The following is a 25,356-nucleotide window of genomic DNA, read 5'->3' as shown; positions in this document are numbered from 1 at the left end:
ATTTCGACAATCGGTCGGGAGGAAACCGGCGAACCGACAGCGTTTCACACCCCCAGTTCTTGACGTGGGATAGATGAGTAAAGACGTCATCGAGGTCCGAGGGGCAGAGGAACACAACCTCAAGGACGTCGACGTAACGATCCCGCGCGAGGAGTTGACGGTCGTGACCGGTCTGTCGGGGTCGGGGAAGTCCTCGCTGGCGTTCGACACCGTCTACGCCGAGGGCCAGCGCCGCTACATCGAGTCGCTGTCGGCCTACGCGCGCAACTTCCTCGGACAGATGGACAAGCCGAAAGTCGAGAACGTCGAGGGGCTCTCGCCGGCGATCTCCATCGACCAGAAGAACGCCGCGAACAACCCCCGTTCGACCGTGGGGACGGTCACCGAACTCCACGACTACCTGCGACTGCTCTACGCTCGCGTCGGCACGCCTCACTGCCCCGAGTGCGGCCGCGAAGTCGGCGAGCAGTCCGCCCAGCACATGGTCGACCGCATCCTCGAACTCCCGGAGGGGACCCGCGCGAAGATCCTCGCGCCGGTCGTCCGCGACCAGAAGGGCGCCTTCGAGGATCTGTTCGACGAACTCGTCGCCGATGGGTACGCCCGCGTCGAGGTCGACGGCGAGCAACACGACCTCTCGCTCGACCGGCCCGACCTCGACGAGAACTACGACCACACCATCGACGTGGTCGTCGACCGCATCACGACCGGTCCCGAGGCCCGCTCTCGGATCACCGACTCCGTCGAGACTGCTCTCGAAGAGGGCGAGGGCGTCCTCAAGGTCGTCGTCCCGGACCCGCCCGAGGACGTCGAACTCGGCGGCGCGACCACCCGATCCGTGGGCGACCTCGGCGCCGGAGACGAGGACGGCGACGAGAGCTCCGACGACCGCCTCGTCGTCGAGTTCTCCGAAGACCTGGCCTGCACGCACTGCAACGTCGACATCAGCGAGATCGAGACGCGCTCGTTCTCGTTCAACAGCCCCTACGGCGCCTGCCCGACCTGCGAGGGGCTCGGCGAGACCAAGGAGGTCAGCGAGGACCTGGTGATCCAGGACCGCTCGAAGGCGCTGAAACACGTCTTCGAACCCTGGAGCTACGACCGCACCTACTATTCGCGCCAGCTCGACAACGTCGCCGACCACTTCGGCGTCTCGCTGAACACGCCCTTCGAGGACCTCGACGAGTCGATCCAGCGCCAGTTCCTCTACGGCACGGACAGTCGCGTCCACTTCGAGTGGCGGACCAGGAACGGCACCCGCGAGAAGACCGAGCGCTTCGAGGGCGTCATCCCCAACCTCGAACGCCGCCACGTCGAGACCGACTCCGACCGCGCCCGCGAGCACATCGAGGAGTACATGGCGACGACCACCTGCCCCGACTGTGGGGGCACCCGCCTGAAAGCCGAGTCCCGCGCGGTGCTCGTCGACGGCACCGCGATCACCGAGGTCAACCAGCTCTCGATCGGCGACGCGCTCGAACACTTCGAGGGCGTGGAGGCGAACCTCGACGCCCGCGACACCAAGATCGCCCAGGAGATCCTCAAGGAGATCCGCGCCCGCCTCGGGTTCATGGTCGAGGTCGGTCTCGACTACCTGACGCTGGACCGGGAGGCGGCCACGCTCTCGGGCGGCGAGAGCCAGCGCATCCGTCTCGCCACCCAGATTGGGAGCGGGCTCGTCGGCGTGCTGTACGTCCTCGACGAGCCCTCCATCGGGCTCCATCAGCGCGACAACGACCGCCTGCTGAACACGCTCGCCGAGCTCCGCGACCTCGGGAACACGCTGCTCGTGGTCGAGCACGACACCGAGACGATGCGCCGCGCGGACAACATCATCGACATGGGCCCCGGGCCGGGCAAACGCGGCGGCGAGATCGTCGTCAACGGGGACTTCGACGAGGTGGTCGCCGACGACGAGAGCATCACCGGCGACTATCTCTGCGGCGAGCGCGCCATCCCCGTCCCCGCCGAACGGCGCGACCCCGACGGGACGATCACCATCGAGGGCGCCCGCCAGCACAACCTCAAGGACCTCGACGTGGACCTGCCGGTCGGGAACTTCACCGCCATCACCGGCGTCTCCGGCTCGGGCAAGTCCACGCTGATGCACGACGTCCTCTACAAGGCGCTGGCCCGCGAGATGCACGGCAACTCCGACGTGAACCCGGGCGAACACGACGGTCTCTCGGGGCTCGACAACATCGAGACGGTGCGCCTCATCGACCAGTCGCCCATCGGCCGCACACCGCGCTCGAACCCCGCCACGTACACAAACGTCTTCGACCACATCCGCGAGCTGTTCGCCGAGACGAACCTCGCCAAACAGCGCGGCTACGAGAAGGGCCGCTTCTCGTTCAACGTCAAGGGCGGCCGCTGCGAGGAGTGCGGCGGGCAGGGCACGGTGACCATCGAGATGAACTTCCTCTCGGACGTGCAGGTTCCCTGCGAGGAGTGCGGCGGCGCGCGCTACAACCGCGAGACGCTCGACGTCACCTACAAGGACGCCACTATCGCCGACGTGCTCGACATGAGCATCGACGAGGCCTACGACTTCTTCGAAGGTCACAGTCAGATCCGCCGCCGGCTGAAGCTCCTGAAGGACGTCGGCCTCGACTACATGCAGCTCGGCCAGCCCTCGACCACCCTCTCGGGCGGCGAGGCCCAGCGCGTCAAGCTCGCCGAGGAACTCGGCAAGAAAGACTCCGGCGAGACGCTGTACCTGCTCGACGAGCCGACCACCGGCCTGCACCCCCACGACGAGCGCAAGCTCATCGACGTGCTCCACCGGCTCACCGACAACGGCAACACCGTGGTCGTCATCGAACACGAACTCGACCTCGTGAAGAACGCTGACCACATCGTCGACCTCGGCCCCGAGGGCGGCGAAGCCGGCGGCCAGCTCGTCGCCGAGGGCACCCCCGAGGACGTTGCACGCACCGAGGACTCCTACACCGGGAAGTACCTGCGTGACCTGCTCCCCGACGTCGACCTGGAAGGGCCACGCGGCGACCGCGTCGTCACCGCCGACGCCGACGGCGAGGCAGAGACGGCGCCACGAGCGGACGACGACTGAGACTCGCTAACCGCTTCGACGGCGCCCGATTTCTCAGCCGCCTTCGACTTCGTCGATCAACCGCTCCGCCCGTCGAACGAGACTTGCACTCAGCCGCGCGCCCACTTCGTCCATCGCGTAGAGCGTTTCCTTCGCCTCGCTAGCGTCGATAGCATCGCGCTCGACGGCGCGAACCAGCACACCGATCGATCCGGAAACGGGTATCGAGAGCGCCTTGCAGGTCTGCCGGAGCGGCTTGTCGTCGGTCACTGCGACGACCGGCCCATCGGCGGTCAGGGCGTGAGCGAGCAGTCCGACGTCACCGGTGTCCTCCGAACTGCTCCCGAGATGTGTCCGCGCCGACTCCAGTTCCGTCTCGGCCCGCTTGACGTCGACGAAACCCTCCTTGCGGGCGGTCGATAGCGCCGCCTGCGAGCGGTCGTCCACGAGTTCGGCGACGACCCGTTTTGGGATGACGAGACGGCCAGCCAGTCCGGACAGCAATTCTACCGCATCAACCGCGGCGAGTGTGATGAACACGCTCGCGTCCACGAGAACGAGCCGTTCGTCCTCGGTTTCGCTCATCGCAACGCGTCGACGTCGTCGGCCAGATCGGCCTCGTCGTAGTTCGACAGCACACCGCGTTCGTTGGCCTCGGCCATCATCTCGGAGATCGTTACTCCTGCCAGATCCGCCGCGCCGCGCATCCCGACCTCACCCTCCCGATAGCGCTGGAGCGCGAGTCTGATCAACTCCTCCTGGGCGCCGCGACGGACGGCCTTCCGGACGACCTCGCTGCGGCTCTCCCCGCTGGCGTCGGCCAGCCGCTCGACGAGGTCGAGTTCCTCGTCACTCATGCGTGTCGTGACGTTCTCCATGCGTATTGCATCGCGTTGCATCGTAATAATCTCGTTGCACAGGCACCAATGACCTCGCGATCACTGATAAGAAATCGGGCAAAATCTTCTCTCACGGCTAAAGAATACGCTAGTCGACAAGATACCGAATTTCGAACGCAATACGTGCAACACACCGGACGACGCGACCTGTCGGCATTTCCAACCCGTCCATCGAATCGTGGCCTCCCGCGATACGAAAGAGACGACACTGCTCGTCGATCTCGGACCCGTCGGGACTGAGCAAATCCGACGGATTTGCGATGTTTGACGAGGGGATGAGACGAAGTGAGCGAAGCGAACGCAGTCGAATGAACTCGTCGGGACTGAGCGAAACCGGGAGTTTCGCGAAGGTCGACGAGTCCATCGACCGGAGCGAACGAAGTGAGCGAACGGAGATGGACTCGTCGGAAGTCAGGCCGAGGGGTCGAGGAAGGCGAACTGCTGGTTGTCGCTGTTGCTCACGCTCCAGATCCCGATGGTCGCACCGTCTTCGGTGCTCACACCGAAGACGTCGGCCGCGAGATCGTCGGGAGCGTCCATCGGCCGGAGGCTACAGTGCCCGTCGGCCACGGGCACGACCTTCCACTTCTGGTAGTCCTCGCCCTCCCAGGTGGCCTGGACGACGTTCCCGCCCTCCGAGGCGCCGCCGTCGGCTTCCATCACGAGCCCGCTGTCGACGTTCTCGATCCGGTACACGCCGTCTTCGAGTTCCGTCACCTCCCAGCGCTGGTAGTCTGCGCCCTCCCAGACTCCCTGCTGGACGTTCGCCCCGGCCGCCGTGGAGCCGTCGGCCACCTCGACGACCTTGTCGTCGGCGGTGTGCCGTGCGGTCAGACGGTAGGTTCCCGCTGCGACGTCGACCGTGATCGTCACGGAATGTGACGTCGTGCAACCGCTCTCGGCGGTGGCGTTCAGCGTGAGGGTGTACTCACCGGGTTCGTCGTAGCTATGGGAAACCGACCAGCCCGTGGCAGTCGTTCCGTCGCCGAACTCCCACGTCAGGGAGTCGACCGACCTCTCGTCACCGGAGACGTCCTCCGCTTCGAAGTCGATGGACTCGCCCATGTCGGCGCGGGTCGCACTCGGCACGGCCTCCGCTATCGGCTCCGGCTCGACGATCGTGATCGTCTCGAAATCAGTCGTCGTCTCCCCGTTCTTGGCTGTCGCGGTCAGCTTGACCGGGTACATGTCCGTCTCGTCGTAGGCGTGACTGGTCGAGCGGCCCGTCGCAGTCGTGCCGTCGCCGAACTCCCACGAGAGGGAACTGATCTTCCGGCCTTTGCCCGTCAGGTCCACCGCGTCGAATTCGATGGTATCGCAGACGGTCCCCTCGGTCTCACTGGCGGATATTTCGGCAAGTCGGTCGTGTCCTGCGGGTTCGAACGAGGTCTTGATGTCGGGTTTCGGTGGGTCGTCCATCCCGTGGCCGAGGAAGAAACTGGGCCACGGCGGCTGGTTGTAGCCGACGTTCTGGCGCGCGATGCCGGTCCGGTACTGCGGGTCGTGCAACAGCGTGTACAGCCGATTGTCGGTCTCGTGCGGCGTCGCGTAGAGGCGCAGGTGGCTGCTGTCCTCGGCCCGCCAGATAACCTCCTCGCGCCAGTCACCGAGGATGTCCCCCGACAGACACGGGTTGCCCTTCGTCCAGTTGTTCGAGCGAGTGCCCTCGAACGATTTCAGGAGGTCGAGTTCCTGGGCCTCGGGGTCCCACTTCTGGATGTTGCCGATGCCGACCCCATCGCCCTGCCAGTCGTGGTCGAGTAGTTCGCGGTGGAGGTCGCCCGTCCACCAGATCCCCGAGTTTACCGAATTGATGGCGGTCTCACTGATCGGCTCACCGTCGGCGGTGAACGTGCCGGCGATGTCACTCCCGGTGGACAGGGGCTGGCCCCCCCACGCTTCCGCTCCCTCGTAGTTCGGATCGACGTCGGCGACCATCGCTCTGCCGACGTCCGCACCGTTCCTGACGGCCCAGATGTACTCGCCCGTCTCGGCGTCGCGCATCGACAGGCTCGGTGCCCCTTCGGCCGGATACTCGGCGGGGACGAAGATCTCCAGACCCTCCCGGTCGGGGATGAAATCACCGCAGTGCTGGGCGTCGGGGTTCGACATCGTCGTCGTGTGCAGGCCGGTGCCGTCGTGGTCGATCACCGCGCCGCCGAAGACGATCTCGTCCTTGCCGTCGTCGTCGACGTCCGCGGTGGCCAGGCTGTGTGCGCCCTTGCCCTCGTACTCCTCGTTCCCGTCCTCGCTGTCGAAGATCCAGCGTAACTCGAGTTCGCCCTGCCGGAAGTCCCACGCGGCGAGCATCGTCTTCTCGTAGTAGCCCCGCGTGAACACGATGCTCGGTCGCTCGCCGTCGAGGTAGGCGGTCCCCGCGAGGAACCGGTCGACGCGGTTCCCGTAGCAATCGCCCCAATCGCAGGGGTCTCCGCGTGCGGGCTGGAAGTCCTGGGTCGCGAGTTCCTCACCCGTCTCTCCGTCGAAGACAGTGAGATACTCCGGTCCTCCGAGGACGTATCCGGATTCGTTCGTCCAGTCGGCGTCCGGATCCCCGATGACGTTGCCGGCCGCGTCTTCGGCACCGTCAGCCGTCCGCACCACGAGCTCCGACTTGCCATCTCCGTCGAAGTCGTACACCAGGAACGGCGTGTAGTGCGCGCCGGCCCGGACGTTCTGGCCGAGGTTGACTCGCCAGAGGTGCTTCCCGTCCATCGTGTACCCGTCGATCAGGACGTCGCTCGTCTGCCCCGACTGGGAGTTGTCCTTCGCGTTCGACGGGGACCACTTCTGGACGACGTCGAGCGTACCGTCACCCGTGAGGTCGCCCAGACTCGCGTCGTTCGCGTGGTACGTGATCGTCTCGCCGTCCTCGCCTTCGACCGGGTCGGGCTTGTTCAGCGGGATCGCTTTGTACTGGTCGTCCCACACCTCGACCGACTCCGACATCCCGGGCTTTCGATCGTCGTCTTTGTCGTGGCGCTCACCGCCGGCCCGCCCGTTGCCGACAGCTCGAACGGCGTAGGTCGAGTCGGTCGTCCCGGCGGGGTCGAGGTAGTTCGTGCTGTCAGTGATCGGTTTGTCGTTCAGCCGCTCGCCGTCGCGAAATACGTGGAAGCCGAGATCGGCTGGTTCTGTCCCGAACAGTCGCCATCGGAGCAACACTCCGTCTTCCGTCGGAACGGCTACGAGGCCCCGATCGAGCGACTCCATCTGCCGCGTACCATCCTTGTCTGTTCTGTTCTTCTCCCCCCTCCCGGCGGCTGCCATACTGATACCGCCGGTCCCCAGCAGTGTCGTCCCCGCAGCGATTCCCCCGAGGAACTCACGTCGGTACTGTCGATACCGCCCCTTGTTTTTATCCTCATCAGACATTGTCTTTTTCGCCACAATGTCCTCATTTGAATTCATTTTGTATGAACGTTTGGGTATTGACAACTCCACACACATGATGTACCGAGAACATATCTACCAGTCGTAACCCGTCGGAGACGACGGCTGAACCGGTGGCCGACTGGTTCGCTCCGATCCCCGACGCTTCGACGTGAAAGTCGGAGTCGCCTTCGGGTCGCGGTCGAGGGCGAGACGCGAAAGTTGGGGTCACCATCAGGCCGGGGGCGAGAGCGGGATCCGAAAGGATTTATCGACCACCGGCATGCGATAGCCAATGGTCTCACGGCACACGAAAGAAACCGCACTGCTGGTCGCGGTCGGTATCGTTGGTTTCGTCACCGCACAGTCACTCAACACGCCCGAAGTGTTCGCCGGCCTCATCCTGGTCGCGTTCGCCGTCGTCGCACCGACTGTTCGCGGTGAACAGCGCCGTCGACGCGACGCCTGATTCGCACGGCTTCAGCGGCCAGTTACGCGGTGGGCGGCATTCCCGGCAACTCGTCCCGGTTGTGAGACGCCTCGAAGTCGACGGCGGGACCGACGGGGACGAACCCGGTCGGGTTGATCTGCTCGTGACTGCGGTAGTAGTGCTCCTTGACGTGGTCAAGATTCACCGTTCCTGGAACGCCGCGCGTCTGGTAGACGTCCCGCGTGAATCCCCAGAGGTTCGGATAGTCGACGAGGCGGCGGACGGTACACTTGAAGTGGGTGTGATAGACGGCGTCGAAACGGACGAGCGTCGGGAACAGCCGCAGGTCCGCCAGCGTCAGGCGGTCGCCGAGCAGGTACCGCCGGTCCGAGAGGTGTGCCTCCCAGCGGTCGAGCGCCTCGAACACCGTCTCGACGGCCGACTCGTACGCCGATTGAGTCTCCGCGAATCCCGCGCGGTAGACGCCGCGGTTGAGCGGGCGGTAGAGTTCGCCGATGTAGCGATCGATCGCTTCCCGATGGCCCGCGGGATAGAGGTCGGCGCCCCGGTAGTCCGCGAAGGCGTCCGCGAGCGTCCGCATTATCTCGTCGGACTCCTCGTTGACGATGGTTCCCTCTGCTTCGTCCCAGAGGACGGGCACGGACACCCGACCGGTGTAGTTCGAGTCGGCCGTGGTGTAGACATCCCGGAGGTAGTCGGTATCGTGGAGTCGGTCGGGCGTACAGCCCGCTTTCTCCGGCGTGAACTCCCAGCCGTCGTCTCGCCGGTGCGGGTCGACGACGCTGATCCCGATAGCGTCGTCGAGGCCCAGGAGCGCCCGCGTCAGCAGGGTGCCGTGGGCCCAGGGGCACGCCCGGGAGACGTAGAGGTGATACCGTTCGGGGTCGGCCGGATGTCGGTCGGTCCCGATCGCCGATCTGAACTCGGTCTCCTCGTAGTCGAAGTCCACGCGGTCGTCGTTCGTCACGTCGCTCAACCATTCGCCGTCGATGAGTCGTCCCATGGATGTCGTGTGTTCGTCGGTGTGTGTTCGCGGGCGATTCAGACCACGGAGGGGCCGACGGCGTACGGCCAGGCGGCCGTCGAGAGCGCCAGAAAGACCAGCGCCGCACCGGCCAGTCCCGCGTTCTTCAGGAAGTGGATCAGCTCGTTCTGTCGGTCTTCTCCTTCCTGCCCCCAGAAGTCGTGCATCACCGGCGTAACGCCGACGAGGAAGCCGATCACGAGGAGCGCGCCCACGGCTGGGAACGCACCGAGCAGGATCGACGCGGCCCCGCCGATCAGCGCCACGCTCGACAGCGGCACCAGTATTCGCGGTGCCGGCGCGCCCTTGTGCTCGGCGTAGCCCACGGTCTCCTCCAGGTCGAGCAGATTGCCCAGCGCCATGAAGCCCAGCACGGCCGCGAAGAGCCCGCGACCGAGCAACAGCGCCGCCCCGGCGCCCGTCGACTCGAAGACCATCAGGCCGACACCTCCCCGACAGCGGCCGGCCCTACCTCTCCGTTCACTGCGCCGTTCGTCGGCCCTTCGTCGGCTGATTCCGCGTCGATGCGCTCGATTACGTGCGTCGCGTTCATCGCAGTCACGACTTTCGCCGCCACCCACATTAGTGTCAGGTATATTATGTTATACCGGGTTGGGTCGGATCGACCAGGTATACCGCGGTGTACCGGGACGTGTCCCAGCGGGAGATTTTTCACGCAGATGGCCGAATCTATGGGTGATGCAGACGGACGACCCGAACGACCCGTTCGCGGACGTGGATCCGCAGGCGTGCCCGACCGCGGAGTCCCTGGACGTGATCGGGACGCGGTGGCGCCTCACCGTCCTCCACGACCTGCACGACGAGGGGGAGATGCGGTTCAACGAACTCAAGGAGGCGACGGGGGCGAGTTCGCGGACGCTCTCGCAGTCGCTCGACGCGCTGACCGAGGCGGGCCTCGTCGACAAGCGCATGGAGGAAGCCGCGCCCGTCGCGACCTTCTACTCGCTGACCGAGAAGGGTGCAGCGCTCGGTCCGGTGTTCGAAGAACTCGACGCGTGGGCCCGGGAATACGTCGACCCCGCAGACTACGTCGAGGAGTGATCGGCCCTCGATTTTTCACCCCGCGGGTCCCAGCGTGCGTCGCGGTCGGCGGCGTCGCGCCCACTGTCCGCGACGAGTGGCGACGCCGACAGGACGCGTAGCCCACTGTCCGCGACGAGTGGCGACGCCGACAGGACGCGTAGCCCACTGTCCGCGACGAGTGGCGACGCCGACAGGACGCGTGGCCCACTGTCCGCGACGAGTGGCGACGCCGACAGGACGCGTAGCCCGCTGACGAGGACGCGACGGACTCCTGAAATCGATTTCAGCGACCAGTTAAGGCCGTCGCGACCCTCCGATAGGGTATGCCTGCCGACACGATCGTCTACGCCGCACTGGACGACCGCGTGCTGGTCGTCCGGGGCGATCCCAGTGGTTGGACCGCCAGCGAACCCCTCGTCGGCCGCGACTTCGAGTCTGTCGCCGCGAGCGAGGAGCGACCGGAGCGCGCCTTCGCCGGCACCGTCGAGTCGGGCATCCAGCGCACGACCGACGAGGGCGACACCTGGGACCGCGTCGCTCCCGATATCGACGACCGAGTCACCGCACTCGCCGTCAGCCCGCACGACCCCGACACGGTGTGGGCCGGCTCCGAACCCTCCGCGGTCTACCGCTCCACTGACGGCGGCGACTCCTGGGAGCCGCTGCCGCCGCTGACCGACCTCCCCTCGGAGTCGGCGTGGTCGTTCCCGCCGCGGCCGCACACTCACCACGTCCGCTGGCTCGAAGCGGACCCGCACGACCCCGAGCGGCTCTACGTCGCTATCGAGGCCGGGGCACTCGTCCGGACCGACGACGCGCTGACGGCGCGCGCGGGCGACGCCGACGGCACCGAGACGTGGCAGGACCGCCCGGAGGGAGCCCGCCGCGACAACCACACGCTGGCGACCCATCCCGACGCCGAGGGGCGCGTCTACACCGCCGCCGGCGACGGCTACGCCCAGTCCGAGGACGGCGGCGACACCTGGACGTACCCCCAGGACGGACTGGGCCACCGCTACGTCTGGGGATTGGCCGTCCCGCGCTCGGACTCCGACACCGTCGTCGTCTCCGCCGCCAGGGGCGCCCGGAGCGCCCACACCGTCTCGGCCGCCGAGGCCCACGTCTACCGGACGACGAACGCGGGCCGGGACGATGCGACCGAGTGGACCCTGTCGATGGACGGCCTGCCCGGGGCCGAGGGGACCGTCCGGTCGATACTGACCGCCGCCGACGGCCCGGTCCTGTTCGCACTCAACAACCGCGGACTCTACCGCTCGGCGGACGCCGGCGCGTCGTGGGACAGGCTCGACCTCGACTGGCAGGACGAGTACGAGTCCCAGACGCCGCGCGGGCTCGCCGTGGTCTGAGCGCGCCGGAGCCCGGTCGTCCGTTCACAGCACAGCCGCGACGCCGTAGACGCCCATCGTCGCGACGACCGCGGCCGCAGCCGATACCGCGAGCACCTGAAACGCCCGAACGCGGTCCTGTTTGACCGCTTCCGAACTGTCGACCGGTCCGGCGTCGCCGCCCGACCCCGAGAGGTCGTAGCGCGCCAGCGCACCGAAGGCCGCGCAAAACCCCATCCGGTCCTGGACGACGCCGACGAACCCGCCGAACAGCAACGGAAACGATCCGAGGAGCAGGCCGTCCGGTCGACCGGTTACGATCACGAAACCGACGTAGCCGGCCGCCGCCAGGAAAGAGAGCGCTCCCAGCGTGCGTCGCTTGCGCCGCTCGTCGGCCCCGATGTAACAGACGCCCGGTTGGTACTTGCTCATGGCCGTGTCTCTGCGGTGCGCCGATATAAGGACACCAGCAAACAGCGTCGGCACGGCGGACTCGGGCGCGAACCGCCGAAAAGAGCTGTGGGGCGTTCAGCCCTCGTTGCGGACGATCTGGTAGCGGAAGTCGACGGTGTTGCGCGGCATGATGCGGACGGTCCACTCGCCGGCGTCGGGGTCGTCGACGCGGTACTCGAACTCGGTCCCGCCCGAGCGGGCGGCGTAGGCGCCCTGCGTTTCGGCGTCGTGGCGGTCGTCGGCGCCGAGACTGACCGACCCACTGTCGGTGACCGAGACGCGCTCGGCGGAGAACTCGGTGCCGTTCGGCGAGACGAACGTCACGTCGAACGAGACCGGTTCGTCGGAGGCCTGCTCGTAGTAGTTACCCGCCGTCAGCGACAGCGAGACGTTGTCGGCGCGCTCGCTGACGGAGAAGGTCTTCTCGAAGGGCTGGTCGGGTTGTTCCCAGACCAGCATGCTCAGGTCGACGCGCTGCCAGTAGTCGCTCCGGTCGGGCCGCTTGGGGTCGGTCAACCCGAGGTTGACCTCGGTGTGATACCGGCCGACGGAGGCGTCCTCGGGCGGCGTCACGGTGATCGTGACGGTCGCCGTCTCGCCGGGCTGGACCTCGGTGGGCGCGTCGATCTCGAACCACGAGCGCTCGACCGTGTTCTCGCTCGGCCGCCGGTGCTCGCGCATCTGGATACGCGGATTCAGCGGGACCGCCTGGTCACCGTCGTTGCGGACGGTCACCTCGTAGGTGTAGCTGTCGCCAGTCTGGACCTGCGCGGAGGCGTAGCGACCGTCGACGATCTGCACCGACGGCTCCTCGTGAACGGAGACGCTGATCTGCGCCGCGTGGACCGGTCGATCCGGCCGACCCGGATAGCTCACCGTCTGATTCGTGAACGCCACCTGGGCGCGATAGCTGCCGAACTCGGCGTCGTCGGGCACCTCGACGGTGACGGCGAACTGCTGCTCCTCGCCGGCGTCCAGCGTCGTGTCGGCGTCCTCGATGGTGATCCACGACTTCTCGATGGGGCGACCCTGGACCTGCGGGAGGACCACGTGCGGGTCGAGTTCCACCGCGTGGTCCTCGCTGTTGCCCACGGTGACGTTGAAGGTCACCGACTCACCGGGCTTGACGCGGTCGCTGAGGTACCCGTCGGTGATGTAGAGCCGCGTGTAGTTGCCGTCCTGTGCCGTCGTCGCCGACGATGCCGCCGCAGCGCCGGCGCCGTCGTCGGCCTGTTCGTCCCCGCCGGGCGCGCTGTTCGAACTCGGTGCGTACGCGCTGGCGACGGGGACCAGAAGGACCGCCACCACCGCGATCGTCAGTATGTCTCTGTAATCCATGCGTGATCAGTCCCGGAGGATCGGGAGCTATAGTTACCTACTGGTAGCCACGTATAGGCGGTTTCGTAACATCAAATGGCCAATTTACATTTCGAGTGGTTCCACGATGCGGCCTCCGAGGCGAGGGTCGAGGCCGGAGAGTATTTACAGCGACGTGCCCCACCGGCGGGTATGCACGATTTCGTCGTCGTGGGCTGTGGCCCGGCCGGGTCGCGGTTCTCCCGCCGCGCCGCCGAGGCGGGCTACGACGTGCTGGCCTTCGAGCAAGGGGAGATCGGGAAACCGCTCGCCTGCTCGGGCCACGTCTCCACGGATCTCTGGGACTACACGCCCGACGGTGCCCGCGACCGTCTCCTCCAGAACGTCGTCTACGGCGCCCGATTCCACCTCGGCAGTCCCCGCGGCGCCGCGCCGAGCGACCCCCGTACGAACGGGCACGCCCCCGCGAACGTCGATAGCCGGCGACTCGACGCCGGAACCTACCCCTTCTACAAGGACGAACAGATCTCGAACGTCATCGACCGCGTGGGGCTCGATAACGAACTCGCCGACGCCGCCCGTGAGGCAGGCGCGGACGTGCGTGAAGACCACACCGTCGTCGGCGTCGAGGAGCGCCGCGACCGCGTCCGCGTCGAGGTGACGGGGCCGGACGGCGTCGAGACTCACGAGGCACGGATGGTCGCGGGCTGCGACGGCCCGAAGTCCCGCGTCCGCCGCGAACTCGACATGCCCGAACCGGACGAGTTGCTCCACGGCGTCCTCGGCTTCTCCGACGAGGACGACGACACCGACTTCGTCGACGTCCACCTGACCGTCCCGGACTTCTTCGCGTGGCGGATCCCCCGCGGCGACGCCGGCGTCGAGTACGGCCTGGCGACGCCGCCCAGCGCCGACGTTCGCGAGCGCTTCGACCGCTTCGTCGCCGACTACGGCGTCGAGACGGACCACCGGTGTTCGGGCCTGATACCCGTCGGTCCGCCGGACTCGGTGACGAGCGACCGGGCGTTCCTGATCGGCGACGCGGCGGCCCAGACCAAACCGTTCACCGGCGGGGGCATCCTCTACGGGATGACCGCCGCCGACCACGCCGCTCGCGAGGTCGACCCGCGCAGGCCGGGGAGTCTGGCCGACTACGAGCGGGCCTGGCGCGACGACCTCGAACGCGAGATCGAACTCGGTCACTGGCTCCGGCGGGCGTACTCGCTCCCGGAACCCGTCCAGCGGGTCGGACTCCGGGCGTTCTCCGGCGAGATCGGCGTCCACATGGACCGCCCGACCTCGCTATTTTCGGTCGACCAGCTGAAGTCGCTGCTGCGCGGATAGGCGGTCTGTCGACGACCGTCGACGGTCGACACCGCTCTCCGCGGTCGAAATCGTCGAAATCCTCATTTGATATCACTCCCAAGCGCCGTCATGGAGTTCGACCTGCCGAAGACGGCCGCCGCGTTCGTCGCGATCATCGTCGTCGCCGTGGGCGCGCTGCTCGCGATGGACGTCATGCCGCCGCGGATCACGCTGATGATGGTCGCACCGTCGATGGTCGCGTTCGGCCTGATCTGTCTCGGACTGGGCGTCCTGTACGGCGAACACCGGGCGGGAAGCGCGCACTGAGGGCACCCAACCGGCAGTCCTACTGTCCGACGTAGCGGCGGAGCGCGAGCGTCACCGCGGCGAACACGACGCCGAAGACGAGGCCGCTCTCGACCGCTTCACGTAGGCCGCCGCCCGTCAGCGCGGCCACGGCGACCTTCGCGGTGACGGGGGCGGCGACGAGCGCGAGGAAATAGGCGATCGGGTGGGCTTCGAGCCACTCGCCGGCGGCTGCGAGGCGAGACGTGGGGGACATATCTCGGCCGTCGTCCGTCCGGCACTTCACCGCTTCGCCGGTCCCGGAAGATGTAACCCGCCACCGGCCCCACACCGGGGTAATGACGGTCATCGAGTCGGTCCACGAGGACCACGGCGCGACGTTCGAGGAGCGCGGCGACCGCCGGGTCGCGGCCCACTACGGCCGACCCGAACGTACTCACGCCGCCGTCCGGAACGTCGTCGGGGTCACCGAACGCGGCTACGGCGTCCTCGTCGTCGAGGGCGAGGACCGCGTCGACTTCGTCGACAACGCCGTCTCCAACCGCGTCCCGAACGAGGACGGCCAGGGCTGTTACGCGCTGTTGCTCGATCCCTCCGGCAGCGTCGAGACGGACATGTACGTCTACAACGCCGCCGACGGCGACCGCCTGCTCCTCTTTCTCCCCCCGACCGAGCACGAACGCGTGGCCGACGACTGGCGCGAGAAGACGTTCATCCAGGACGTCGAGATCACCGACGCGACCGACGACTTCGGCGTCTTCGGCGTCTACGGCCCGCAGGCCACCGAGAAGGTCGCGAGCGTCCTCAACAAGTCCGCGACGCCGGATCGGCCCCTCTCGTTCGTCCGCGGGACGATGGGCGACGCCGGCGTCACGGTGATCCGCGACGACGGCCTCACCGGCGAGGAGGGATACGAGGTGGTCTGCGCCGCGAGCGAGGCCGCTGACGTCTTCGACACGCTCGCGAACCTCGGTCAGGCGGCCGCCCCCTTCGGGTACCGCACCTGGGAGACGCTGACGCTGGAGGCCGGGACGCCGCTGTTCGAGTCGGAACTGTCGGGCCGCCTCCCCAACGACTGCGGCGTCCGCAACGCGCTGGACTTCGAGAAGGGGTGTTACGTCGGCCAGGAGGTCGTCTCCCGGATCGAGAACCGGGGCCAGCCCGGGACGCGCCTCGTCGGCCTCACCGGCGAAGCCGTGCCCGACGCGGGCGCCGCGGTCTTCGCCGCCGACGCCGCCGTCGGCGAGGTGACGCGCGCCGCGGAGAGCCCCTCTCGCGGCGAACCGATCGCACTCGCCGCACTCGACAGCGATGCGGCCACCGGGACGACGCCCCTGACCGTCCGGGTCGACGGCGACGAACTGTCGGCGACGCGCGCCGCGCTCCCGTTCGTCGACGGGAGCGACGACTCCGAGCGGCGCCCGCGCTACCCCGACCAGTGAGCGAATCGAGAGTCCGCGACGCCACCGGACCGCTCGCGGGCGTCGCCGGGAGCGAGGGCGGGACCGTCGGGACGGCGGTCGCGGGCCGCGGGAGCGACCGAACGGCGTTCTCGCCAGTGATACTGGCACGAAACGCTCAATATTTGTGCTGTGCAAGGTGGTCGTAACCCCGCCCATGTCGGAATCAGTCATCGCGGACTTCGTCGGCTCTTTCAACTCGGAAGCGTCGGCTCGCGCCGAGCCGGTGAAAGGGCGGATCCTGCTGAGCGAGAAGCGGCTCGTGCTCGCCGGCGACGAGGGCAAAGTGACGATTCCGCTCACCACGATTTTCGACATCGCGGTCGGTCACGTCCCCGACGGGCTCGGGGAGTTTTTCAGCTCGACGGTCACCATCGCCTTCGAGCGGTCCGGCAAGCGGATGGTCGCCGCCGTCGAGGCCGACGACGACAAGATCGAGAAGTTCACCACCGTCCTCTTCAAGGCCATCCTCAACGGCACCGACATGACGGTCAAGCACCCGGCGCGGGTCGGCGGGCGCGTCACGGACGAGCCGTTCGTCCCCGCCAAACTCTTCCTCAAGCCGGAGACGGTCCGCTTCCGCCGCGCCGACGACACCGTCGACGTCGACCTCTCGACGGTCAGCGACTTCGACCGACTCACCCGCGAGATTAACGGCACCGAACAGCCGGTCCTCGCGGTTCGACACCTCAACGGCGGCCAGGCCGCCCTCTCGCTCGGGGCCATGGACTCCCCGCGGAAGATGTCCATCCTCGGGAGGTTCCTCCGCCTGGAGTACAGCGACCTCATGTCCGACCTCGAAGACGTCTCCCTCTCGGAGGAACAGGTCGAACTCCTCGTCGCCGTCTACTCGACGGGCCCCGGCGTCTCGCTCGCCAGCGTGCTGGACATGGAGGGCAGTCAAGTGACGATGGTCCTGAACGACCTGAAGGCCGACGACCTCGTCGTCGACGCCGACGACGGCCCGAAGCTCACCCCCAAGGGCCGCGTCGTCGTCAGCAAGCACCTCGAAGACGTCAACTCGTAACCGCTCGCCGTCTTCGCGACGGCTGGGTCGTCGCAGACTACTGCCTCGACCCCTCGCAGGCCGCTACTCGTCCCAGGGCTCGCCGCTGGCCAGGTCCACGTCGTGGTCGAGTTTCGACGACGGACAGATGTCCTCGACGACGCACGAGTCGCAGTCCGGGTTCCGGGCGGTGCAGATCGCCCGCCCGTGACTGATGAGCAGGTGGGTGTACCACTGCCACTCCTCCTCGGGGACGATGGGCAACAGGTCCTGTTCGATGGCGTCGGGCCGTTCCTCCTCGGTGATGCCGAGCCGCTTCGAGAGGCGCTGGACGTGCGTGTCGACGACGATCCCTTCCACCAGGTCGTGGCCGTGCTGGAGGATGACGTTCGCGGTCTTCCGCCCGACGCCCTTGAGGTCGGTCAGCGCCTCCATCGTGTCCGGAACCTCGCCGTCGTGTTCCTCGATGATCGTCTGCGCGGAGGACTTGAGGTAGTCCGCCTTGCTGTTGTGATAGGTGATGGAGTTGATGTCCTCGGAGAGTTCGTCGACGTCCGCCTCGGCGTAGTCCTCCGGAGTCCGGTACTTCTCGAAGAGGTGCTCGGTCTCCTGGTTGACGCGCTCGTCGGTGCACTGCGCCGAGAGTACTACGGCGACGAGCAGCTCTAAGCGGTTCGAGAAGTGCAACGAGATGGTGGCGTCGGGGTACTCCTCCCAGAGCCGCTCGACGACTTCCTCGACCTGCTCCTCGCGCGTGGGGAGTGGGGTGCCCATTGTGATGGGATCCTCGCCGGAATCTCGCTTCAGTGGTTCGGTCTCGACCGATACCCCGCGGGCTCGGTCGTCGCCGGATCGCCCGTCCGGCCGTCGTCGCCGGATCGCCCGTCCGGCCGTCGTCGCCGGATCGCCCGTCGGGGCGTCGCTGGATAGCCGTGCGGAACCGGCGCCCCCCCGGAGCCGCCCGAGCGGCAGCCCGTCGACGCAACAACTTTGATATGGCAGTGACATATATATCGGGCGATAGTGGTGTCACCCAAAGTGCTGTGCGTCGACGACCACCCCGACGCCATCGCGGTCACCGAGGAGTTCCTGGCCAGGGAACTCCCGTCGGCGGACGTTCGCGGCGTGACGACGGCGACGGAAGCGCTCGAGGTGCTCGCGGAGGATCGGATCGACTGCGTCGTCAGCGACTACGAGATGCCCGACGTCGACGGTCTGGAGCTGTTGCGCACGATCCGGGCCGACCGTCCGGACCTCCCCTTTATCCTGTTCACCGCCCGCGGGAGCGAGGAGATCGCCAGCGAGGCGATCTCCGAGGGCGTGACGGACTACCTCCAGAAGCGCGGCACCGAACAGTACGCGTTGCTGGCCAACCGCATCGAGAACGCCGTCTCCCAGTACCGCGCCGAGCGCGACCTGGCCGACGTTCGTCGGAAACTCGAGCGGTTACACGCGACGGCGCTCGAACTCCGCGACGACGACGACAGGGACAGTGCCTATCGGTGTGCCGTCGAGACGGCGCGAGACGTCCTGCAGTTCGACACCTGCGGGTTCTACGAACTCCGGGACGGCGCGTTCGTCCCGACGGCGCTGGTCGACTTCCCCGACCAGTCGTCGCACCTCCGACGCGACGAGGGGCTCATCGGGAAGACCTACGAGACCGGTGAGTCCTACCGGGTCGGCGACGTTCGAGCGGTCGACGAGGCCGAGCCGATCGACGACTCGTTCCGGAGCGCGCTGAGCGTCCCCGTCGGCGACCACGGCGTCTTTCAGGCCATCTCGACCACGGTCGACGAATTCGAGGAACGAGACCTCGAACTCGCGGAACTGCTCGTCTCCCACCTCGTCGGCGCGCTGGACCGCATCGAGTACGAACGCGACCTCGAACGGACCAACGAGCAGCTCGAGACCGTCCTCGAGAACACCACCGCCCACATATACATCAAGGACCGCGACGGCCGATACACGCTCGTCAACGAGTCGTTCGCCGACCGGCTCGGGTACGACCGGGAGGCGATCCTCGGACGGACCGACGAGGAGCTCCAGAACGCCGAGATCGCGCGTGAGGTCCGCGAGAACGACAGGCGGGCGATAGCGGCCGGCCGGACAGTCGAGATCGAGGAGTCCGCCGAGTGGGACGGCGAGCGCCGCGTCTACTACTCGGTGAAGGCGCCGCTGTTCGACGACGACGGGACGCCGAAAGGGGTCTGCGGCGTCTCCTCCGACATCACCGAGCTGAAAGCTCGCGAACGCGAACTGGAGCGCAAGACCGAACGCCTCGAGGAGTTCGCCTCGCTCGTCTCGCACGACCTCCGGAACCCCCTGATGGTCGCCCAGGCGCGGCTGGACCTCCTCGAGGGCGGCGACGAGGAGACCGTCGCCCACATCGACGACGCGCTCTCGCGGATGGAATCGATCGTCGAGGGACTCCTCACCCTCTCCCGGTCCGGACAGACCATCGGCGAGACCGAACCCGTCGACCTGGAGACGGTCGCCACCGACGCCTGGCGGACCGTCGAGACGGGCGACGCCGAACTGGTGGTCGAAGCCGACCGGACGGTCGAAGTAGACTGCGAACGGGTCACGCGGCTGTTCGAGAACCTCTTTCGCAACGCTGTCGAACACGGTTCGACAAGCCCTCGGTCGCAGGCTCCCGAGGACGCTGTCGAGCACGGCTCGACAAGCGCTCCGTCGCAAGCTCCGGAGGACGCTACCGAACGCGGCGAGAGCGTGACCGTCACCGTCGAGGAGACCGCCGACGGGTTCGCCGTCGAGGACGACGGCCCCGGCCTCCCCGACGACGTCGACGAATCGGTGTTCTCTCCCGGCGTCAGCACCGACCCCCGGGGCACCGGCTTCGGACTGGCCATCGTCTCCCGCGTCGCGGCCGCCCACGACTGGGACCTCCGGACCCCCGCCGACACCGACGGCGCCAGGTTCGAGTTCCGCCTGTGACCGCCGCCTCTGCGACTCGCGTTCGACCGGCACCGTCGCTTCCTAGACCGAGCTAGTCGAGAGCGGTGTCGCCGAAGACCGCTGATAGAACAGTGATGGCGACCGTCCTTACTCCACGTACGTGTACTTCCGTTCACCCATCCGTCCCCAGCCGTCGAAGACGAACTGGCGACCACCTTTTTTCGCCTCGGGTGGCCTCGGTCACTCCGCTCTCTTCGACCACCGCTCGGCCAAAAAATCTGGACCAAAAAAGCGGTCGCTCACTACCTCACGGCGCGGTGCGCCGTCCGGTTCTCGAGGTCGCTACGCGACCTCGCGCCGTTCGCGACCGTCCTTACTCCACGTACGTGTACTTCCGTTCGCCCATCCGTCCCCAGCCGTCGAAGACGAACTCGTCCTCCGGCGCGGTGAACTGATCGGTGTCGCTGGCGCCGGCGTCCTCGTCGTGGTTGTGGACGTCGTGGACGTCCTCGTACTCGTCGAACGTGAGTTCGTACCGAGCCGCGAGTTGTTCGTCGACGTCGATCGCTTCGATCTCGGACTCCCAGCCGGACTGGATGGTCTCGGCGTGGATCTCCGCCTGCGCTCCCGAGCCGTAGGAGCCGACGAGCAGTTTCTCACCGGTCAGGTCCGTTCCGTTCTCGTAGGCGGCTTTCAGCCCGGAGAGCCGGGCGACGTGGACCGAGCCGGTGTACCAGTTGCCGACCTCGCGGGAGATGGTGAGCGTCGGTTCGACCGTCTCGGCGTACCATTCGCGATACACGTCGGTGTCGGTCAGGTCGTCTGTGTAGTCAGCGGCGGCCTCGCGGAAGGCTTCCTCGCTGTCGAATGCCTCGTAACGGGGCTGTCGACCGATCTCGTCGGCGAGGCGCTCCTCTATCTCCGTGTCGCGGCTGAAGTGCCGGAACGCGAGCGCCGCCGCCTTGCGAACCATCCCCGGGAAGGGGGTGTGGAACGGCCCGAGCACGTAATCGTCGGGATGGATGGTCTCGGTGACCGACTCGAAGTCCTCGATGGCCTCGCGCATCCGCGCGAGGTACACCTGCACCGAGCGCTTGCCGTCGACGCTCGGGAACTGCTGCTGGGGCTTGAGGAAGTCCGTCTCGTCGGCGCTGCCGTACCCCTGCTCGGTCGAGAGTTCGACCAAGCTCGGGTCCTCGGTAACAAGGAGGGCGACGGCGCCGGCACCCTGCGTCGCCTCACCGGGGTCGTCCCGGGCGTACAGGGCGGTGTCGGTCGCGATGACCAGCGCCGCGCGGCCCCGATTGCGGCCCGCGCGGATCCAGTTGTAGGCGTCGTCGAGGCTCTGGGTCCCCGAGATGCAGGCGAACTTGCGCTCGCCCTTGTTGGCGTGGTGGAAGTCACCGTCGTACACCTGTTCGAGGCAGCCGGCGATGTACGTCGAGACGGGTTTGGAGTTGTCGAACGCGCTCTCGGTCGCCACGTCGATCCGGCCGATGTCCTCGGGTTCGAGGCCCTTGCGCTCCATCAGTTCGTGGGCCGCGTTGGCGCCCATCGTCACGATGTCCTCGTAGACGTCCGGGAACGAACTCGCCGTGAGGCCGAGCCCCTTCGTGTACTTCCCCGGGTCGTCGCCCTGGGCCGGCGCGAACGTCTCCGGCAGGTCGAGTCTGAGCTTCCCCGTCCGTATCTCGACGGCGTCGATACCGACCGATGTCATACCCGCTACTCCGTGTGACTCCTACAAGTGCCTGTCGACTAGCACATCGACGACCGTCGAACGCGCCGATCGACGGCGGTTTCGTGGCGCTTCTTCCGGGAGAAGCGGTCTGAGAGTCCCTTTCTCTCAGGAGACGTTCACCGTGAACGTCTCGCTCCCGGTCGTGCCGTCCGCGAGTTCGTAGGAGACGGTGACATCGAACGACTCGCCGCTCATGTCGATCCGGTTGCCGCCGTTGTTCTCGAACTCGAAGAGGGAGACGTCGAAGGTCGTCCCGCTCGACGCTTCCGGGTTCCCGTTGTTGTTGAACCCGTCGCTGTCCATGTCGAACGTGGTCGGGAGTCCGATGCCACCGTTGTAATCGACCCAGCCGTCGCTCACGTCGCTCGTCACGTATATCTCGGTGCGCCGGTCCTGATAGTTTGGTATCACGCGGTCGTTGATCCGGCGGTTCCCGCTGACGCCGGACACCTCGACGCTCGTGATCTGCGCGCGCTGGCCGAAGTCGTTCGTGACCGAGAACTCTACGCCGCCCGCGGTCGAGTCGGCGTCCGGTCCGTCGACCGCCACCGCGTCGTCGTTGAAGACGAGTGAGCCACCGCCTCCGCCTCCACCGCCGGACCCGGGCGTCCGCCCGCCCGCCTCCCCGCCGCCGACCGCTTTCCCGATCACCGATATCTGCGGGTCGTCGACGAGCCACTCGTCGTTGGCGGCGTCGGCCGCGACCTGCCGGAACCGCAGCGAGAAGTTGCCGTGAAGGGCGTCGGCCCCCAGCCGCACCGTCCGGTGGTAGGTCGGACGCTGCGGGTCGTCCACGGTCCCTCTCGCTTCCAGCAGGTCAGCCTGCACCCAGGTGCCCGCCGCGGTCAGGTACTCGACGGCGAGGTCCTCGTCGAGCCCGGTATCGGCGTCGTTCGCTTCGGCGCCGACGTCCTGAGCCCAGTACTGCACGACCACCATCTCGGCGCCCGTCGTGTCGTACTCCGTCGTGACGATCCCACCGTCGTCGCCGCCGTGCAACACGACCGACGACGACCCGGTGTTGGCGTTCTCCGTTGACAGCTCCGGATCGTCCCCGACGAACGTCCCGAAGGCGCCGTATCTCCCCAGATTCGACTCGAAGCGCTCGGACGAGGGGGTCGAGACGTTGCGGGTGGCGTTCGCCCCGGCGCTCTGTGTCCACAGCGTGGCGTTGCCCTCCGCCCGCTGGAATCGCACCGTCGTCGTCGCCGTCCCGCCGGATCCCGTCGCCGTCACCCGCCTGAAGACGCGAACGACGCTCGTGTCGTTCGACCCGAACCCGATGGGCGCGCCGATCTGCGGCCGGACTGTCTCCGCTCGCATCGTGACGTTACAGGGATCGGGCGTCGACGCACAGTCCGCACCCCCGCTCGTCGTCCCCGGGACCGTCGTCGGTTCGGTCCAGCGCAGCGAGTAGCCGGCGCCGCCGCCCCCTCCACCGCCGCCGCCGAGCCCGCTCCCGTCCGCGTTCCGCACGGTCACGTTCATGCTGACGTTCTCCGGTTTCCCGCCGGCGAACGAGCCCGGTCCCGCCCCCGGCGACACGGCGAAACTCGCGTTCACCCGCCCCGCGACCGACGCCCCGTCGACGTCGGCGGGGGCGCGATAGGTCAGCCTCGCCCGGCCGTCGTCGCCCGTCTCCGCGCGCCCCGAGACGCTCCCGGTGCCGTCGGTCGCCGCGCGCACCGTCACGCCACTCACCGGGTTGTTGTACCGGTCGCGTACCTCGACGACGAACTGCTCCGTTCCTCCCTCCGGGACGTGCGTCCCGTTCCCCCGGACCTCCGTCACGTACGCCGCTTCCGTCCCCGTCACGCGCGTCCCGACGCCCGCCTTCGCCAGCCGGAGGTCGTACGTCCCCGGCACGAGGTCGACGACGAGCATCCGGTACGCGGGCGCCGCGGGAATGGGGTTCGTCCGCACGTCGGTCACGTTCCCGCCCGCGGCGACGAACTCGTCTGCCAGCAGTGCCTCCCAGCGCGACTCGCTCAGTCTGGTCGGCACGCGGACCGTCACGTTCGAGTCCGGGTCGGCGTTCCGGACCGCGACCGTCGTCGTCGACGCGCTCACCGGCCGCACGTCGACGGACTCCGTGCCCGACGAGGACGCCCGGATCGACCCGTTCAGCGCCACCAGCGAGATCGAACTCCCGTCGACCAGCGCCTGCCCGCTCCGCGCGACGGTCGTTCCTTCGAAGGAGAAGTCGTCGTACAGCACGGAGTTCTCGTAGACCGTCGACGGCGGTTGGCCGTACTCGTTGTAGTCCGGCCGGTAGACGACGCCGCCGGTGTCGTAGTCGCGCCGGGTGCCGTTCCAGAAGTCGTCCGTCTCGGCGTCGAGCGCCGTCGCGTTCGTCACACCGAACGACACGTCGCCGTCGGCCGTCCCGACCGTCCGCAACTGTCCCGAGACGGGCGGCGGATTCACCGCCAGCACGCGCGACGGATAGGTCGTCCCGAGCGCCACCGACACCGACCGCCTGCTCGGGTTCCCGACCGTCGACACGACCGCGTTCCGCAGGTCCAGCAGTTCCCCCCGGATCTGCTGGCTGTGGTCGAACTCGACCCGTTCGTTCTGCTGTGGGACGACCGTCGCCTGGTAGAGCGCGAGCAGGAGGACGACTGCCGCGAAGACCAGGACTGCCCCGATCTGGATAGACTGCCCCCTGTCGTCCCACGAATCCATGTGCCCGGAGTTCCGCCCGGGCGTGCAAAAACCTGTGTCCCCGATTTTCCACCCTGATAACGACGCGCCGTCCGCCGATCGGGCAGACGGCGCGACCGCAGCGAGCGCGACAGCCGGCGCCGCGGCGGCGAACGGCCCGGGGAGACCGCCGCGTTACTCGTCGTCTTCTTCGACGACTTCGGGGTCTTTCATCGCCGTCTGGAGGCTGTCGAGCCCGTTGACCCACTGGACCACGAGGCCCGGCTCCAGTTCCTCGGCCATCGCGGGGTCGAACTCCGCCCCGTCGATGACGAGCGTCCCCGCCTGCACGCAGTACGACAGCGCGGCGTCGAGGTCTTCCTCGGACTCCGCGTCGGCCGCGGCGCTGACGTAATCGCCGATGCCCGCCTCCTCGGCGGTCCCGCCGACGATGTACTCCTCGGCCGCGTAGAAGACGCACACGAGCGAGGTCTGGACGCTGTCGACGAGCATGAGCGCCTGTTCGTCGTCGAACTCGGGTTCGGCGAGGACGACCTCGCGCATCTCCTCGATCTCGGCGAGCGCGCCGTCCTCGTCGAGGACCTCGTCCTCGAAGTCGGAGACGACCTTGACCACCGCGATGGCGGTGTCGTCCTGCATGTTCCAGAGCAGTTGGGCCGTGTCGTCGTCCTCCGGGTCGAGCTCCTCCTCGTCTATCCTGTCCAGCCAGTTCTGCCAGCGTTCGGGCGTGTAGTACTCCCCCGGCTGATTGCTCATACAACTCCGTTCGTCGCTCCGGTGATATGGCTTTCGACCCCATCTTTTTCGCTCGGGGGGTCGTGCGTAGCGCGACCCCCCGTCTGCTCACGGGCGGCGAAGCCGCCCGTTCGCATGGTCCGAGGGACCTTCGGTCCCTCGCTAGCCAAAAACATGGGTGAAAAAGGCCGCGCCTCGCTTCGCTCGGCGCGGTTAACCGGCGCCTACGGCGCCGGACGCTAGTGGCGGGCCTGCCCTTCCCCGA

The 25,356-nt window shown here is 67.5% G+C and carries 21 protein-coding genes; 9 read left to right on the top strand and 12 right to left on the bottom strand.

The window, feature by feature from the left end:
- Positions 1-73 precede the first annotated feature (73 nt).
- Positions 74-3,073: an excinuclease ABC subunit UvrA gene (uvrA, locus tag ACMGFE_RS02695; protein WP_436923548.1), complete on the top strand. Its 3,000-nt coding sequence runs from the start codon at positions 74-76 to the stop codon at positions 3,071-3,073.
- A gap of 33 nt (positions 3,074-3,106) precedes the next feature.
- On the opposite strand, the gene ACMGFE_RS02690 is transcribed toward uvrA, so the two are convergent.
- The 3 genes from ACMGFE_RS02690 to ACMGFE_RS02680 form a co-directional block, all read right to left on the bottom strand.
- Complete coding sequence (locus tag ACMGFE_RS02690; protein ID WP_436923547.1) at positions 3,107-3,637, bottom strand: PIN domain-containing protein; 531 nt, start codon at positions 3,635-3,637, stop codon at positions 3,107-3,109.
- Positions 3,634-3,951 (bottom strand): UPF0175 family protein, encoded by a 318-nt coding sequence (locus tag ACMGFE_RS02685; RefSeq protein WP_436923546.1) that lies wholly within the window; start codon positions 3,949-3,951, stop codon positions 3,634-3,636. Before ACMGFE_RS02685 ends, ACMGFE_RS02690 begins: the two co-directional genes overlap by 4 nt.
- A gap of 411 nt (positions 3,952-4,362) precedes the next feature.
- Positions 4,363-7,164, bottom strand: a complete 2,802-nt coding sequence (locus tag ACMGFE_RS02680; RefSeq protein WP_436925142.1) for a rhamnogalacturonan lyase family protein — start codon at positions 7,162-7,164, stop codon at positions 4,363-4,365.
- A 454-nt stretch (positions 7,165-7,618) separates the two neighbouring features.
- On the opposite strand from ACMGFE_RS02680, the gene ACMGFE_RS02675 reads away from it, so the two are divergent.
- Positions 7,619-7,792 carry a DUF7987 family protein gene (locus ACMGFE_RS02675; RefSeq protein ID WP_436923545.1) on the top strand — a complete coding sequence of 58 codons (174 nt, stop codon included), beginning with the start codon at positions 7,619-7,621 and terminating at the stop codon, positions 7,790-7,792.
- A gap of 22 nt (positions 7,793-7,814) precedes the next feature.
- On the opposite strand, the gene ACMGFE_RS02670 is transcribed toward ACMGFE_RS02675, so the two are convergent.
- Together ACMGFE_RS02670 and ACMGFE_RS02665 are read right to left on the bottom strand one after the other, a co-directional pair.
- Complete coding sequence (locus ACMGFE_RS02670) at positions 7,815-8,777, bottom strand: glutathione S-transferase family protein (RefSeq protein ID WP_436923544.1); 963 nt, start codon at positions 8,775-8,777, stop codon at positions 7,815-7,817.
- 38 nt (positions 8,778-8,815) lie between these two features.
- Positions 8,816-9,235, bottom strand: a complete 420-nt coding sequence (locus tag ACMGFE_RS02665) for a DoxX family protein (RefSeq protein WP_436923543.1) — start codon at positions 9,233-9,235, stop codon at positions 8,816-8,818.
- 262 nt (positions 9,236-9,497) lie between these two features.
- Between ACMGFE_RS02665 and ACMGFE_RS02660 the strand changes: the two genes are divergently transcribed.
- Both ACMGFE_RS02660 and ACMGFE_RS02655 read left to right on the top strand, forming a co-directional pair.
- The gene (locus ACMGFE_RS02660) at positions 9,498-9,860 is read left to right on the top strand and encodes a winged helix-turn-helix transcriptional regulator (protein WP_436923542.1); all 363 of its coding nucleotides are present in this window, start codon (positions 9,498-9,500) and stop codon (positions 9,858-9,860) included.
- Positions 9,861-10,165: 305 nt separating this feature from the next.
- Positions 10,166-11,209, top strand: coding sequence for a WD40/YVTN/BNR-like repeat-containing protein (locus tag ACMGFE_RS02655; RefSeq protein WP_436923541.1), 1,044 nt, complete (start codon positions 10,166-10,168; stop codon positions 11,207-11,209).
- 24 nt (positions 11,210-11,233) lie between these two features.
- On the opposite strand, the gene ACMGFE_RS02650 is transcribed toward ACMGFE_RS02655, so the two are convergent.
- Together ACMGFE_RS02650 and ACMGFE_RS02645 are read right to left on the bottom strand one after the other, a co-directional pair.
- Entirely contained in the window at positions 11,234-11,620 is a 387-nt protein-coding gene (locus tag ACMGFE_RS02650; protein ID WP_436923540.1) for a hypothetical protein, read from the bottom strand.
- A gap of 96 nt (positions 11,621-11,716) precedes the next feature.
- Complete coding sequence (locus ACMGFE_RS02645) at positions 11,717-12,979, bottom strand: COG1470 family protein (protein ID WP_436923538.1); 1,263 nt, start codon at positions 12,977-12,979, stop codon at positions 11,717-11,719.
- A gap of 171 nt (positions 12,980-13,150) precedes the next feature.
- Between ACMGFE_RS02645 and ACMGFE_RS02640 the strand changes: the two genes are divergently transcribed.
- Together ACMGFE_RS02640 and ACMGFE_RS02635 are read left to right on the top strand one after the other, a co-directional pair.
- Entirely contained in the window at positions 13,151-14,302 is a 1,152-nt protein-coding gene (locus ACMGFE_RS02640; RefSeq protein ID WP_436923537.1) for a geranylgeranyl reductase family protein, read from the top strand.
- Between the two features lie 90 nt (positions 14,303-14,392).
- The gene (locus tag ACMGFE_RS02635; RefSeq protein ID WP_436923535.1) at positions 14,393-14,590 is read left to right on the top strand and encodes a DUF7333 family protein; all 198 of its coding nucleotides are present in this window, start codon (positions 14,393-14,395) and stop codon (positions 14,588-14,590) included.
- A 19-nt stretch (positions 14,591-14,609) separates the two neighbouring features.
- Here the strand turns inward: ACMGFE_RS02635 and ACMGFE_RS02630 are convergent, their stop codons facing one another.
- Positions 14,610-14,825, bottom strand: a complete 216-nt coding sequence (locus ACMGFE_RS02630; RefSeq protein WP_436923533.1) for a hypothetical protein — start codon at positions 14,823-14,825, stop codon at positions 14,610-14,612.
- Between the two features lie 82 nt (positions 14,826-14,907).
- On the opposite strand from ACMGFE_RS02630, the gene ygfZ reads away from it, so the two are divergent.
- Positions 14,908-16,011 (top strand): CAF17-like 4Fe-4S cluster assembly/insertion protein YgfZ, encoded by a 1,104-nt coding sequence (gene ygfZ / locus ACMGFE_RS02625; RefSeq protein WP_436923532.1) that lies wholly within the window; start codon positions 14,908-14,910, stop codon positions 16,009-16,011.
- 175 nt (positions 16,012-16,186) lie between these two features.
- Positions 16,187-17,056, top strand: a complete 870-nt coding sequence (locus tag ACMGFE_RS02620; RefSeq protein WP_436923530.1) for a CheF family chemotaxis protein — start codon at positions 16,187-16,189, stop codon at positions 17,054-17,056.
- 63 nt (positions 17,057-17,119) lie between these two features.
- Here the strand turns inward: ACMGFE_RS02620 and nth are convergent, their stop codons facing one another.
- A complete protein-coding gene (gene nth / locus ACMGFE_RS02615; RefSeq protein WP_436923528.1) occupies positions 17,120-17,809 on the bottom strand; it encodes an endonuclease III in 690 nt (229 codons plus the stop codon).
- Between the two features lie 252 nt (positions 17,810-18,061).
- Here nth and ACMGFE_RS02610 point away from each other — a divergent pair, with 252 nt between their 5' ends.
- Positions 18,062-19,990: a response regulator gene (locus ACMGFE_RS02610; RefSeq protein WP_436923526.1), complete on the top strand. Its 1,929-nt coding sequence runs from the start codon at positions 18,062-18,064 to the stop codon at positions 19,988-19,990.
- A gap of 334 nt (positions 19,991-20,324) precedes the next feature.
- On the opposite strand, the gene hmgB is transcribed toward ACMGFE_RS02610, so the two are convergent.
- The 3 genes from hmgB to ACMGFE_RS02595 all read right to left on the bottom strand — a co-directional run bounded on the left by hmgB (position 20,325) and on the right by ACMGFE_RS02595 (position 25,112).
- The gene (gene hmgB, locus ACMGFE_RS02605) at positions 20,325-21,671 is read right to left on the bottom strand and encodes a hydroxymethylglutaryl-CoA synthase (protein WP_436923524.1); all 1,347 of its coding nucleotides are present in this window, start codon (positions 21,669-21,671) and stop codon (positions 20,325-20,327) included.
- A 126-nt stretch (positions 21,672-21,797) separates the two neighbouring features.
- Positions 21,798-24,377 carry a hypothetical protein gene (locus ACMGFE_RS02600; protein ID WP_436923522.1) on the bottom strand — a complete coding sequence of 860 codons (2,580 nt, stop codon included), beginning with the start codon at positions 24,375-24,377 and terminating at the stop codon, positions 21,798-21,800.
- Positions 24,378-24,530: 153 nt separating this feature from the next.
- On the bottom strand, positions 24,531-25,112 hold the full coding sequence (locus tag ACMGFE_RS02595) for a DUF2150 family protein (RefSeq protein WP_436923520.1): 582 nt from the start codon (positions 25,110-25,112) through the stop codon (positions 24,531-24,533).
- Positions 25,113-25,356: the final 244 nt, after the last annotated feature.

Origin of the sequence: Halosimplex amylolyticum (assembly GCF_051414035.1) — an archaeon.
Taxonomy (GTDB): domain Archaea; phylum Halobacteriota; class Halobacteria; order Halobacteriales; family Haloarculaceae; genus Halosimplex; species Halosimplex amylolyticum.
The sequence above is the reverse complement of the archived record's forward strand: the minus strand, read 5'-3'. Positions and strand labels throughout refer to the sequence as shown.

Coding starts and splice junctions, on each gene's coding strand:
- ACMGFE_RS02595 (WP_436923520.1), bottom strand. CDS start 25,112: ATGAGCAATCAGCCGGGGGAGTACTACACGCCCGAACGCTGGCAGAAC.
- uvrA (WP_436923548.1), top strand. CDS start 74: ATGAGTAAAGACGTCATCGAGGTCCGAGGGGCAGAGGAACACAACCTC.
- ACMGFE_RS02645 (WP_436923538.1), bottom strand. CDS start 12,979: ATGGATTACAGAGACATACTGACGATCGCGGTGGTGGCGGTCCTTCTG.
- ACMGFE_RS02665 (WP_436923543.1), bottom strand. CDS start 9,235: ATGGTCTTCGAGTCGACGGGCGCCGGGGCGGCGCTGTTGCTCGGTCGC.
- hmgB (WP_436923524.1), bottom strand. CDS start 21,671: ATGACATCGGTCGGTATCGACGCCGTCGAGATACGGACGGGGAAGCTC.
- ACMGFE_RS02635 (WP_436923535.1), top strand. CDS start 14,393: ATGGAGTTCGACCTGCCGAAGACGGCCGCCGCGTTCGTCGCGATCATC.
- ACMGFE_RS02670 (WP_436923544.1), bottom strand. CDS start 8,777: ATGGGACGACTCATCGACGGCGAATGGTTGAGCGACGTGACGAACGAC.
- ACMGFE_RS02680 (WP_436925142.1), bottom strand. CDS start 7,164: ATGGAGTCGCTCGATCGGGGCCTCGTAGCCGTTCCGACGGAAGACGGA.
- ACMGFE_RS02640 (WP_436923537.1), top strand. CDS start 13,151: ATGCACGATTTCGTCGTCGTGGGCTGTGGCCCGGCCGGGTCGCGGTTC.
- ACMGFE_RS02630 (WP_436923533.1), bottom strand. CDS start 14,825: ATGTCCCCCACGTCTCGCCTCGCAGCCGCCGGCGAGTGGCTCGAAGCC.
- nth (WP_436923528.1), bottom strand. CDS start 17,809: ATGGGCACCCCACTCCCCACGCGCGAGGAGCAGGTCGAGGAAGTCGTC.
- ACMGFE_RS02600 (WP_436923522.1), bottom strand. CDS start 24,377: ATGGATTCGTGGGACGACAGGGGGCAGTCTATCCAGATCGGGGCAGTC.
- ACMGFE_RS02685 (WP_436923546.1), bottom strand. CDS start 3,951: ATGCAACGCGATGCAATACGCATGGAGAACGTCACGACACGCATGAGT.
- ACMGFE_RS02660 (WP_436923542.1), top strand. CDS start 9,498: ATGCAGACGGACGACCCGAACGACCCGTTCGCGGACGTGGATCCGCAG.
- ACMGFE_RS02675 (WP_436923545.1), top strand. CDS start 7,619: ATGGTCTCACGGCACACGAAAGAAACCGCACTGCTGGTCGCGGTCGGT.
- ACMGFE_RS02650 (WP_436923540.1), bottom strand. CDS start 11,620: ATGAGCAAGTACCAACCGGGCGTCTGTTACATCGGGGCCGACGAGCGG.
- ygfZ (WP_436923532.1), top strand. CDS start 14,908: ATGACGGTCATCGAGTCGGTCCACGAGGACCACGGCGCGACGTTCGAG.
- ACMGFE_RS02620 (WP_436923530.1), top strand. CDS start 16,187: ATGTCGGAATCAGTCATCGCGGACTTCGTCGGCTCTTTCAACTCGGAA.
- ACMGFE_RS02655 (WP_436923541.1), top strand. CDS start 10,166: ATGCCTGCCGACACGATCGTCTACGCCGCACTGGACGACCGCGTGCTG.
- ACMGFE_RS02690 (WP_436923547.1), bottom strand. CDS start 3,637: ATGAGCGAAACCGAGGACGAACGGCTCGTTCTCGTGGACGCGAGCGTG.